The sequence below is a fragment of the Fuerstiella marisgermanici genome (assembly GCF_001983935.1).
Taxonomy (GTDB): Bacteria; Planctomycetota; Planctomycetia; order Planctomycetales; family Planctomycetaceae; genus Fuerstiella; species Fuerstiella marisgermanici.
Window position 1 is genome coordinate 8,168,869 of sequence record NZ_CP017641.1, and the last position, 11,909, is coordinate 8,180,777.

The following is an 11,909-nucleotide window of genomic DNA, read 5'->3' on the forward strand; positions in this document are numbered from 1 at the left end:
TTGCCGTCAATAGCAGCATCAGGCCGTTCAAGAGGAAGATACAATGACCGCCACCATCGAATCCACCACGTCGGCAGAACACGAAATTGCTGAATCCATGAAACACGAACTCGTCCAGCTCACACCGTACGACAAACATAACCAGGAATTGGAAGCCAGCGTCCATCCGCCGGACTGGAAGAATCCCACACCCGACAAGCCCTACCACCTTGTGGTCATCGGAGCGGGCACAGCCGGATTGGTGACTGCGGCCGGAGCTGCGGGCTTGGGAGCTCGCGTGGCGTTGATCGAACGCGAGCTGATGGGGGGTGACTGCTTAAACGTGGGGTGCGTACCATCAAAGGGCATCATCCGAGCCGCTCGAGTTGCCGCCACCGTTCGCGACGCGGAACTTTTCGGCGTCAACGTACCCCCTGATGTGACGTTCGATTTCGGTAAAGCGATGGAACGCATGCGGCGACTGCGCACCAAAATCAGCCCGAACGATTCGGCGCAACGCTTTGCGGACATGGGCATCGACGTGTACTTCGGTCAGGGAACGTTTGTCGACGAAAACACCGTCACGGTGACCCAGAAAGATGGGTCAGTCAGCACGCTGAAGTTTAAGAAAGCCGTCATCGCCACGGGGGCTCGTGCTTCGGCACCGCCGATCCCGGGGCTTGACTCCGTCGACTATCTAACCAATGAAAACCTGTTCTCGCTGACCGAGTTGCCTCAACGCTTCGGCATTGTCGGCAGCGGTCCTATCGGCAGCGAAATGGCTCAGTCGTTCGCTCGATTTGGCAGTGAGGTTTTTCTGTTCGAAAGGGACGGGCATATCCTGACACGCGAAGATGCGGACGCTGCTGCTGTTGTGCAGAAGCAATTCGAACGTGATGGCGTTCACCTGATGCTCAACAGCAACAATATGGCGGTCAAGCCGACGGACGATGGAAAGATCTGCGTATCCGCAGTGCAGAACGGCGTGCCGAGTGACACGGTTGTCGACCAGCTACTCATCGCAGTCGGGCGAGCTCCCAACACGGATGGGCTGAATCTGGAAGCGGTGAATGTCAAATACGATCGGCCGGGAATTGAAGTGAACGACAATCTGCAAACGACGAATCCGCGGATCTATGCTGCTGGTGACATCTGTTCCAAGTACAAGTTTACGCACGCTGCCGATTTTCAAGCGCGCATCGTGATTCAGAATGCTCTGTTTGCTGTGGGCCCGTTTGGCAAGAAGAAGGCCAGTGATCTGATCATTCCCTGGGCGACATATACATCGCCGGAGATCGCTCACGTGGGCATGTACGAACACGACGCGAAAGATGCGGGTGTTGAGATCGATACGTACATTCAGGAGTTCGCGGATGTCGATCGTGCGATTTTGGAAGGCCAGGACGAAGGCTTCGTCAAAGTTCACACGAAGAAGGGAACCGACGAAATTGTCGGTGCCACCATCGTCGCGGAGAACGCAGGCGACATGATTTCCGAAATCACCGTCGCGATGACCAGCAAGGTAGGCCTGTCGAAGATCGCCTCCGCTATTCACCCCTATCCAACTCAGGCCGAAGCGATTCGAAAACTTGGCGACCAGATCAATCGGACAAAGCTGACCCCGCTGGCTCGCAAAGTTCTGAACCTGCTGCGCCGACTAAATGTTGGTGCCTGAAGCCTCTCAAGAATTTGCAACTACTACCCTGCCCCATGATGAAGCGTGTTGCTGGACGGCATCGCCCGTAGTCGTTTTGTTTACGACACGGTTGTTGTCGTGGTCGTGCAAATGGAAATTTAGGGAGTAATCAGTGCGGCGAGTTTTCGCGACCTGCTTCTTATCGCTGCAGTCCGCACGATCGTCGTTGAATCGAATGACTGTTGGTTGCAGGTAATGCGGATTACACGTGAATGCCTTGGCGACGTGATCGAATATGTCGCCGACCAGTCAACGCTTCAAAGATCCGATTGCCTTCTTCGCATCGCCGACTGGTTCACCGGAGTGGGCTAAAGGCGGATTGTTTGTCGCATTCCGCCATCACTGATTCGCCAGGATTTGTGCGACGTCGGCAGTGGCCCGTATTACTCAATTTTCTTCAGCTGCGCGATGATCGTTTTTGTGTCCAGCCGCTGGTGATAATTGGGATTACTGTGGGCGAAGGCGATCTTGCCGGTTTTGTCCACGATGTAGACGGCGGGAATCGGTAACGCATGATGGTTCTGGCCGGACGCTTTTTCGAGATCGATTCCAAATTCCTTGTACCTTGTGATTGTGGCATCGTCGACAATGAACGCGAGTCCAAACGCACGTGCAGCACTGACATCAGAATCGGACAGGATCGGGAACACAATCGAGTTTTTGTCGACATTCGCTTTTGAGCTTTCGACCGAGTCCGGACTGATGCCAACCATCTCAGCACCGAGCTTCTTCATCTCAGGATAGGCCTTGATAAGTTCGCCGGTGTGGCGAGAGCAAATCGGGCACCATCCGCCACGAAAGAAGACCAGCACCACAGGTTGCTTCTCATACAAAGATGCGAGCGTGACTTCTTCGCCGGACGCGTTTTTGAGTTTCAGATCAGAAACCTGTTCGCCCACCTTCAGCGGCGATGTTTTGTCAGCCGCAGCAGCAATCGGGGGCTCTTCTGCGATCGCTTTGCCGGGCGCGGTCAACAGGATCGCGCAGCCAAGAGAAAGAAGCAGTGTCTTCAACATTGTACTGTTCCAATACGAGTTCGTGATGACGCAGGCTCAGTCAGAGTTTAGCAGTCTAAGCGAGGCGAGCGAATCGGCTTCGTGATATTTCAATTCTGCGGCGAGTCTTGATAGAGCGAAGCGTTGAACCTTCTCGGTAAAGTTGGGAAAGGAGACTGGCACGCTCCGTAGACCGTGTGAGACTCTCGGCGTCCTTTTTTTTGTGAGCCATTGCACACGTCGAAGGGGCCTCAGGTATCGCGTCGATTGATCGCAGACAACGATAGAAACTCACAAACGAGTCGTAAGTAACGTTGGCGAAGTCCGTCTTCCGTGCGGCAGGCCGGACTACTCGACAACGGAAGGTGTTGGCGGGTAGCTGTCCATTTCCGCGTGGTGCGCAGCGTGAGGTGTGGTGTTCAGTTGGCGGGGACGAGTTTGGACAGTCGCGACTGACCGGGCGGCGCGGAGGTCAGGCCGACTTCAAGTTTCAGTCGATCAAACAGACTGAATCCATCCTGCTGCCACGTCATGACCTCGGCCACCACGGAACTGAGCGTTGGTGTTTTCAGATGGAGATTCAGCGATTCCAGGACGCTTGTAAGAATGCTGCGGCGACGGGCTCCCTTCGATGTTTTGCTCGTTCGACCTGTGCGACGGTCCATGGCCGCGCCGCGAAGACTGCGTTCCGCTTCGTTGTTCGTTGCTGGCGCGGCCGGGCTTGTCACAAAACAAAACAACTCCTCTTCCGTCATCAGCCGAATCAGTTCTGAGACCAGGTTGTCAAAATCCTTGCCGAAGTCGGCCGCCCGAACATCGGAATCCTCGGCGCAGTAACGCACCAGCAGAGCCGCCAGCGTGTTATCAAGTTCATCGACCTTCGCCGCACGACCGGCATCGCCAAGACGACCATCGGCGGCGTGGCGTTTGGCCGCGTAGAAAATTTCCAGCAGGCCGTCGAGCAGTCGCTGGTACTCTTCGTTGTCCGGCTTCAGCAGCGTCAGACGGATGGCCTTCCGCAGCAGGTGAGCCCAGCATTTCTGTGCGTGACTGAAACCTCGGTACACGGCCGCATCGTCCGAAACAAGCACGCCTCCAAACAATTCTTTCGACAGGATCTGAGCCAGTGTGTCGCCGTCTTTGCGGCATCCGAAGATCAGCACGCGCGCCTTCTCCGACAAAAAAGCCCACACGCTGTTGATACTCCAACTGGTTTCGTCTGCATGCACAATCGCACTGAACGCCATCAGGTCACACAGAGATTCGAATTCCTGTTCCCAACGCCGTGCCAGTTGATTCAACAGAGCGTCCGCCTGGGATTTGCCGAGCGGCAGATTCCAGAAGAATTCAATCAATGCACACGTCTTGTCGATCGACAGTCCCGTGATGGTCACAATGCGAGCCAGCGCGATATGAACTTCAATGCCGAATTCGGACCGCGGCCACACGCCCGGAATTTCGGATTTCTCGCCGTTGGGGCCGTGATAGATTTCATAGACGACCTGCACGGCTTGGCCGTTGATCACTCTCCAGACGAAACGTTCCCGAACGAAACGGCACTCTGCGACGTTGTAACCTTCCGGCAGAATGAGTTCGCGTCGTTCGGCGTTGTCCGCTTTCTGCTCGGTTGTGCGACGACCGCGACGCGCCGAGGATTGTTTTTTGCGACCTTTTCGGCGGCCCGTTTCAGCGCGGCGTCTCTCTTCCGCCGTCACCGAAAACGCCTCGTCGAGTCGCTCTGTGGGGTTCTTACCTTCGAGCTCTTCAATCCGATCACGCAGCCGCCGGTTCTCGTCCCGCAGCTCCGCAACCTCACGCTGCAGGCTAAGCACAAGCTGCTTCACTTCCACAGCGATGATCTGACTGACATCCGTGTCCATCCACCTGTCGTATCAAAATCTAACCGACAGAAAAAGACCAGTCTCCAAGCTGAAATGGACAGCTACTGTTGGCGGTACACGTTGCTGAAGTGTGGGCTGAAAAGTGTTTTCAGCGGGGAGTGGTATGATGATACAGACATTCACAAGTGTGGCGTTTCAATGGCCGGTGGTCAGGCGGTCAGTGATCATTGCTGCCGTCGTCGGCACAGTGCTGGTCGCTATCAATCATGGCAGTTGTTTGCTGCACGGTGAGTTCAACGTCACTTGTGCTGTTCAGTCCGGTTTAACTTTGCTTGTTCCATATTGCGTCTCGACCGTCTCCTGTGTACTGACCGTGGCGGATCGGCAGAACGAAACAAGACGGCGGTGATGGCATGTCCTGGCGGTCGTATCACAAAAGCAAATTCGAGTTGACAATATGAATCGCATACTTGAGTTCTCGGTTATGCCCATCATTTGGGGAGGAATCGTGCTGTCCGCCCTTTCGATGCACGACATGCGGGGTTTCGGCCAGCATTCTGTTTGCGGCCCCTGGGGATGTGGGCCGCCGACGAATGCTCTGCTGGCCATCCACATTGGTTGGGCTGCCGCCATCTGGCCTGCGCTGTTTTATCTGCCGTGGCGTCTTTCTTTCACTCGGAATACGGTGAAGACAATCGTCCTCTCACTGACGGTATCCGGGTTGATCGGCTTGCTGACGATCACCGCATGGCAATGGATTGTGTGGTTACCGAACGCTTCGGAGTGGGCACGATCCTACATCTGGCACCGCTGCGGTTTCGCGATTCTCACGGCAGCCGACTGGCCGTTTCTGCAACTATTGGGCGGAGGGATTCTGCTGGGTGCATTGCAGCTGCCCGCTTCACACGAGTCCCCTGGCCATTCCGCTGGCGTGCCTGTCAACGGTCGTGAATCTGCAACCACGGTCTGAATCGAATCCGTGAGTTGCTTGCGGCAAGCGGCGTGTGTGAATCGCTCGGGGAGACTTCGTTGAACTGATGCACGAGCGAAACCTCGGGACTTATCGCAGCGAACCGCCAATGAAAATGGCTGCGTCCTGCAGCCATGCTTCTCGCCAAATTCGAACATGCCGAACGTGCGAAATTATCGACCGTAGTAGCCACCGCCACCAACGTGACCATGATGACTCACGCCGGAACCGTAACCTACCCGGTAACCCGCTCCGTACTTACTGCCGTATCCGGGATAGGTAGATCTGCGAGTATAAGAAGGGGCGTATCCAGTCGAAAGGTGGTGATTCGATGTCGGACGGTAGCCCGTGTTGTACCCGCTATTGTGGTAGCTCGGATTGCGGTAGCCTGAGTTTCCATAGTTGCTCTGACCGTAGTTGGTGTATCGAGTGGAAGGTCGACTGCCGACAAATAAATCGAACAGCCCCGCGGTCTGAGTGCCCGAGGAACGATACGAATCGTGAGCTGCACGGCTTGCGTTATGCTGGTAATCACCTGCGTGCAGCAGACCAGCGCATGAGGTGGCGAAAACCAAAGTTGTGAGTTTCAGGGTATGCATCATAGTAGCGATTCCTTTCCCGGAAGTCTGAGTCGATTGTGCGACAGACAATCCATCGCGACTGACCAACTAACGATGCACGGCGTGTGCCAAAGCCGACTTGTGAATTGACTCACACCACGACGGCTCCCATCTTCCCTGAACTGCGTGAACCCTGCTTCGACCAGATCCAAGCGATACGCCGCGCCATAGATCTGACGACGAAGTTCACCCTGTGACTGACTTCCCAGGATCTGCTTCGCCTTCGGTCTACTGCAATCGAAGGCGCTACCGCGAATCTCGCTGCCTTGTGGCCGCGGAGCAAGCGTTTTCGACGATGAGAGCTGTTTCCCACGAGCCCGAACCGTCCACAACAACAAGGAAACTGCTCTACAGCGACTTGAGTTACTCAAATTTATTGGGCAACGAAATCGCCTCCGGAAAATTTTGCCGACTTGTTGTAAGGGAAATAATGGTGTTTGCGTCTCGAGAGAACGTTTGCTGTTGGCGAAGACAATATGCGTGATTGCACACATACGACTTCAGCCGGACCGGCGATTTGCGTGAGTCAGCTCAAAGTGAGTGCCAGTCCATCAACCGCCGTCAGAAAATCGTCTGACGTCGAGCACCCCACTGATTCCGTCGGTTTGGAAAACGAAGAGCCTTCAATGATTGATCGTCCTGGCCAAACCTGCGTGGGCGGCTATTCGTTTCGATTCAGCTATGCGCTGTCACGCATGGCGTACTCCAGTGGATCGTCGTCGCTACAATTCAGTCCGAGCGGCTGATTCAGATTGCCCTCGGTTCTTCAACTTTGGCTTTGTCGCGTGAGTTTTCGCCGCGTTGCTCTACCATGAGTCGCCGGCAAGCGAGTTCATAGATCTTGGGGATGGATTTTTTGAAGCACCACACAAACAATAATTTTATGCGCCGTTGGCGAATGCCATTGATAGCCGTGACGATGGTTTTGGCAGCCGTTCGGATCGCGGTCCTGGCCGTCGGTGCGTCTGGGAAGAACTCGCTGGAATCTGTGGACACACTTTACGAGACCTATCGTGAAGACTTTCCCGAGGTTCGTGATGTTTCTGTCGTCAAGCTGTTGCAGCAGAACCTACAGAACGTTGTTTTGGTTGACGTCAGGGATTCCGTCGAGCGCGAGATCTCATCGATCCCCGGCAGCATTTCGCAGGAAGAATTTGAGCGGCGCCCACAGCGGTCGGATGGCGAACTCATCGTGCCGTTTTGCACGATCGGCTATCGCAGCGGCCTTTATACGCAAAAGCTGATGCAACAGGGCCGAAACGCTCGTAACCTGCGAGGCGGCATTCTGGCTTGGTGCCACGCTGAGCAACCGGTTGTCGCAAACGATAAGCCCACCCACCGTGTACATGTTTACGGCCGGAAGTGGAACTTGTTGCCAAGTTCGTATGAAGGCGTCTGGTAACACTTACCCACAATTGTTGACATCACTGATGCAGCTCTGCGTGCTTGAAGTGCTTGAACGGACTGCCCGCCGTCGCCTCGCGAATGCTTTGAAGGCGACCGCCAGAATCCGCAGGCTTCCAGTTGTGGACGCGTCGACGGATTGAGTTCCGTCCGAATCATGTTCGCCCCCGCACCCCAAGCCGACAATGCTCAAAGTTCTCTATGAACGTTGCCGCAGTTTTGAGGTAGATGACCTGCCGGAATTGTGCTCGATTTTGGTAGTCGAGGGCTTAGCCCAACTTCCCCAGCAGCGGCACAAAATGTGGTTGCAGAGAATTTATTCGGCGTGTTTTTGTTATCGAAGTTTCAAAAGTCCAGCGTTTGAAATCTGAAACACGATGTAGTGACGACCTCTGATCTGGCCGGTCAGAGATCGATCGGTAGCATTTGCGATCATGTTCATTCGCCAATGCCATCGAATCAAAAACGGTCGTCGCCACGCCTACTGGGCGCTGGTCGAATCGTATCGCTCGGCCAGTGGGCCGCGGCAGCGGGTGGTCGCGTGGCTGGGGAAGCTTGACGAAGCCGGTCGACTGGGCGTCCATCAGGCGGCGGAAGTTTTGGCCGGTAGCGATGAGGTTGCACCCGGTGTCACCGCTGATCAGTCACAACCGCTCAGTCGACAGATGCGATTCGAGTTCGATGATGATGCGTCTGCCGTGACTCCGCGATGGGTCGAAGTCAACGCCGCCGGAGTTCGTGTGGAAAACCTGCGACAGTTCGGCGGGCCGTGGATGGCTCTGCACCTGATTCGCACGCTGCAACTGGATACGTTCCTGAGCAACGCGATCCCTGAAGGTCGTGAACTGGTCGGCTGGGATGTGAGTTCGCTGATTCTGATCATTGCGCGGCTGCTCGAACCTGCCAGCGAACTCTTCACCGCCGAACAATGGTATCCGAAAACGGCACTGCGGGATCTGCTCGGCGTGAGCGAAGAACGTGTGAACGATAATCGGCTGTACCGCACACTCGATCAGCTGCTGCCGCACAAGGACGCATTGGAAACGCATCTGAAGAATCGCCTTGGCCATCTGTTCGATCTCGAATACGACCTGCTGATGTATGACGTCACCAGCACTTACTTCGAAGGTCAGGCCGAACGCAATCCGCTGGCTCAGCGTGGCTATTCGCGCGATAACCGCAGCGACTGCAAGCAGGTCTGCATCGGGCTGGTGGTGTCTCGATGCGGAATGCCGCTGGGATACAAGGTGTTTGCCGGCAATACGGCCGACGTTACTACCGTGGAACACATCGTCGAAACGATGGAAGCACGCTACGGGAAAAGCGATCGCATCTGGGTCATGGATCGCGGCATGGTGTCGGAAGACAACATCGAATTCCTGCGCGAAGGCGGTCGACGCTACATCGTCGGCACTCCCAAATCGATGCTGAAGAAGTTTGAACACGAGCTGCTGAAGGAAGACTGGACCAGCATTCGCGATGGCCTGGAAGTCAAGGTCGTGCCGTGGCCCGGCAGCGACGATCCGGATGAATCGGAAGACTGCAACACATCGCCGGAGACATTCATCCTGTGTCGCAGTCGCGATCGATCAAAGAAGGAAGAAGCGATCACACAGCGCTTCGAAAAGAAGATCGAAGAGTCGCTCATCCGCATGACGGCGCGGTGCGATAAACAGAAACGCGACCCGATGAAGGTCGAACGTGAGATCGGCCGGCTGCTCGGAAAGAACACTCGAGCGGCAAAGCTCTTCGACGTGAAAGTCACGAAGACAGATGACGGGGCCGCACGCATCGAATGGTCAAAGATCGAAGCTACGCGTGACTGGGCGACTCTGAGTTCCGGATGCTATCTGCTGCGAACGAATGTCAGCGACTGGTCCGACGAAGAACTTTGGAAGGCGTACATCCAACTGACCGAAGCGGAAGCCGCGTTCCGAATCCACAAAAGCGATCTTTCGATCCGCCCGATCTGGCATCAGAAGGAGGACCGTGTTCTGGCACACATCTTCGTGTGTTTTCTGGCGTATGTGTTGTGGAAGACGCTCGGCCAGCTGTGCAGCAAAGCAGGGCTGGGCGACGAACCGCGCCGTGTGCTTGCGGAGCTGTCGGAGATCCGTTCGATGGACGTCGTCCTGCCCACTCGCACCGGCCCGGAGATCCGCACCCGCTGCGTGTCAAAGCCCTCCGACCATCAGCAGATTCTTCTGGAAAAGCTGAGCCTCAAACTGCCCTCAAAAATAATCCAAAAGCAAATGTAGTGGAAACTTCTGGCCGCTCACCCCACAAAACACTGCCTTCGTGACTCGAGTTGGGGAAGTTGGGTTAGCGCTATTTGACGCTGTCGTAAAAGGCTTCGATGTATTGAAAAGGGCCGCGGCGTTCAACACGCGTGGGACTCAGCGATCGTCATAGCGGACCAGGAACCAACGGTCAGCGATTTTGTCGTGGCGGATCAGCCGGTGGGTGTTGAGTAGCCCGCCAACGAAGTATGCCGGTTGCTGGCCTGGCGGATGCCATTCCAGCCAGTCACCGAATTCCGTGCCCGAGAGTTGAAAACGCAGCGCGCCGGTGGGGGCATGTTCGACAACGCACACGGTAATTCCGCCATCTGAAATCTGAGGCGGTGTCAGCAGGATCAGTGTGCTGGGACGACCAACCGGATATGCCATGAAGGATCCAAGTGCCGAACGGTTGCCGTCTTCTTGCGGCCAATGATCTCGCAGGTCGGCGGCTAGTTGCTCAAGTGTGCCAATCGACGACAGGGCTCTTGCCTGTTTGCCGTGCCACGCCACATTGGATTGATTGAATGCCACCGCTATCCACAAAGCGAGCAAGCTCCAGTAGCCCGATTGCGCTCTGACGCCGCTGTAACCTGAGTACCGACCATAAAGGCCGCACGTCAACACCGCAAAGGATGCCATGCCGCAGTTAGCAATTGTCAGCAGCAACCCCAATCGCCACATGAAGTCGCTGTGTTCCGTGAAGCTGTGGAGTTGTTCGACGCTGCGCACTTGTAGGAACAGGTGGCGACGAGCGAAGAACAAATCCACGCCGGGGTCGATCGCAAACCATGCGGCCAACACCATCATCGCCGATAGGTTTAGCCCCCAAATGAATCGCGGATACCTGCCCGCACCAGCCATAAACGATCGCAGCAGACTCGGCAGACGCCGGCGATTTGTGTCCGTCGTTGGCGATGTGAACACTCGGTTTTCGACGGGTAACGAGTGGCTCATTTGTCGCCTTCGTCATTGCAGTATGACAGGGCGAGCAACGCAAAGCTGGTGGCGAGATTCTTGTCACCTTCGAACCAGCGTTCGTTTCTGTTGGACCATGATCCGTCTTTGTTCTGGCGGCGTGCGAGTTCCTGAACGAGGTCTTTCCGCCAATCATGAGTTTTCCCGTCCTTGTCTTTCACGGTTTCTATTTCTGCGGTCTTCAGCGATGCAGCGAAGGTGTTAAAGTAGTAGTACAGGCCGGCCGACCCCATGCCTGGATTCTTGTCGACTGCGTATTGCTTTTGAATCCATTCGACGGCCGCTGCGACTCGAGGATCGTCCTTTGTTAACCCTGCGTAGATCATGCTCTTAAGTCCCGCATACGTCATTGTGCCGTAGCTGCGGATGCCTCCTTCGGGAGTGAACCGTTCGGGCGATGTGCTGGGATCGATTTTGGTCGTAGGGATTTCATAGTAGAACCCACCGTCGTTCACGAGTGCCGCGAATTCTGTATCATTGCCGTGACCCTCCAGGTTCTGGCAACGCGACACAAACGCGATGGCCTGCTGAATGGCGTCGTCGTTTTCTTCCGAACCTGCGGCGCGCAACGCTTCAATCAAATAGCTGGTGTTGGAAAGGTCCGGACGTTCTGCACCGCTATAGCCGACTCCACCGTACCACACGTCTGATTTATTCTTGCCATTGGCCTTCCCGTATTGAATGCCGGTGACGAACGATTTCGCGCGTTTCAGAATGTCGTCAAAGCGACCATCTTTGTTGGCTTCTGCGAAACACACCATCGCGACACACGTTTCGTAGTTCTTCAACCGGCCACTGCCATAGATGCCGCCATCGGGCTTGACGAAGCCTTCCAGTGCCTTCAGCCCCTTCTTCACGATCGGATCATTTAGCGTGGAATCGTTTCGTAATGCTGCGGTGACTGCCAAAGCTGTGATGCCAGCCCCCGCTTTGGCCGTGAACGTTCCGTCTTCGGCCTGTTCCTGAGTCGCCAGCCAGTTCAGGCCTTTGTCCACGACTTGCGACCGTTTGACGTCCGTTGATTCAGCCTTCTGCTCGTTTGTTTGCTGAGCGACAGCAGACGCGCTTAATGTGGCGACCAGCAGAGTTGCTAGCACCATTCGGCTTGTGAAGTTGATTTCCATGTGATGTCCTTTTGAATTTATTC

The 11,909-nt window shown here is 55.5% G+C and carries 10 protein-coding genes; 5 read left to right on the top strand and 5 right to left on the bottom strand.

Going from position 1 to position 11,909, the window contains the following annotated elements; genetic code table 11:
- The first annotated feature begins 97 nt into the window (after positions 1–97).
- The gene (locus tag Fuma_RS30850; protein ID WP_077028661.1) at positions 98–1,654 is read left to right on the top strand and encodes a mercuric reductase; all 1,557 of its coding nucleotides are present in this window, start codon (positions 98–100) and stop codon (positions 1,652–1,654) included.
- A gap of 404 nt (positions 1,655–2,058) precedes the next feature.
- Here Fuma_RS30850 and Fuma_RS30855 read toward each other — a convergent pair whose 3' ends face one another.
- Positions 2,059–2,691, bottom strand: coding sequence for a peroxiredoxin-like family protein (locus Fuma_RS30855; RefSeq protein WP_083732448.1), 633 nt, complete (start codon positions 2,689–2,691; stop codon positions 2,059–2,061).
- Positions 2,692–3,089: 398 nt separating this feature from the next.
- Positions 3,090–4,550: an IS66 family transposase gene (locus Fuma_RS30860; RefSeq protein ID WP_077022387.1), complete on the bottom strand. Its 1,461-nt coding sequence runs from the start codon at positions 4,548–4,550 to the stop codon at positions 3,090–3,092.
- A gap of 127 nt (positions 4,551–4,677) precedes the next feature.
- On the opposite strand from Fuma_RS30860, the gene nrtS reads away from it, so the two are divergent.
- Positions 4,678–4,920: a nitrate/nitrite transporter NrtS gene (gene nrtS / locus Fuma_RS36930; protein WP_414655195.1), complete on the top strand. Its 243-nt coding sequence runs from the start codon at positions 4,678–4,680 to the stop codon at positions 4,918–4,920.
- 48 nt (positions 4,921–4,968) lie between these two features.
- Entirely contained in the window at positions 4,969–5,481 is a 513-nt protein-coding gene (locus tag Fuma_RS30870; RefSeq protein WP_145944475.1) for a hypothetical protein, read from the top strand.
- Positions 5,482–5,654: 173 nt separating this feature from the next.
- Here Fuma_RS30870 and Fuma_RS30875 read toward each other — a convergent pair whose 3' ends face one another.
- The gene (locus tag Fuma_RS30875; protein ID WP_077027507.1) at positions 5,655–6,083 is read right to left on the bottom strand and encodes a hypothetical protein; all 429 of its coding nucleotides are present in this window, start codon (positions 6,081–6,083) and stop codon (positions 5,655–5,657) included.
- 901 nt (positions 6,084–6,984) lie between these two features.
- Between Fuma_RS30875 and Fuma_RS30890 the strand changes: the two genes are divergently transcribed.
- Both Fuma_RS30890 and Fuma_RS30895 read left to right on the top strand, forming a co-directional pair.
- On the top strand, positions 6,985–7,503 hold the full coding sequence (locus tag Fuma_RS30890; RefSeq protein WP_077028664.1) for a rhodanese-like domain-containing protein: 519 nt from the start codon (positions 6,985–6,987) through the stop codon (positions 7,501–7,503).
- A gap of 436 nt (positions 7,504–7,939) precedes the next feature.
- Positions 7,940–9,763 (top strand): IS1634 family transposase, encoded by a 1,824-nt coding sequence (locus Fuma_RS30895; RefSeq protein ID WP_077023619.1) that lies wholly within the window; start codon positions 7,940–7,942, stop codon positions 9,761–9,763.
- A gap of 138 nt (positions 9,764–9,901) precedes the next feature.
- Here the strand turns inward: Fuma_RS30895 and Fuma_RS30900 are convergent, their stop codons facing one another.
- Together Fuma_RS30900 and Fuma_RS30905 are read right to left on the bottom strand one after the other, a co-directional pair.
- Entirely contained in the window at positions 9,902–10,741 is an 840-nt protein-coding gene (locus Fuma_RS30900) for a hypothetical protein (RefSeq protein WP_077027510.1), read from the bottom strand.
- On the bottom strand, positions 10,738–11,886 hold the full coding sequence (locus tag Fuma_RS30905; protein ID WP_077027511.1) for a prenyltransferase/squalene oxidase repeat-containing protein: 1,149 nt from the start codon (positions 11,884–11,886) through the stop codon (positions 10,738–10,740). The genes Fuma_RS30900 and Fuma_RS30905 overlap by 4 nt, the downstream gene beginning before the upstream one ends.
- Positions 11,887–11,909: the final 23 nt, after the last annotated feature.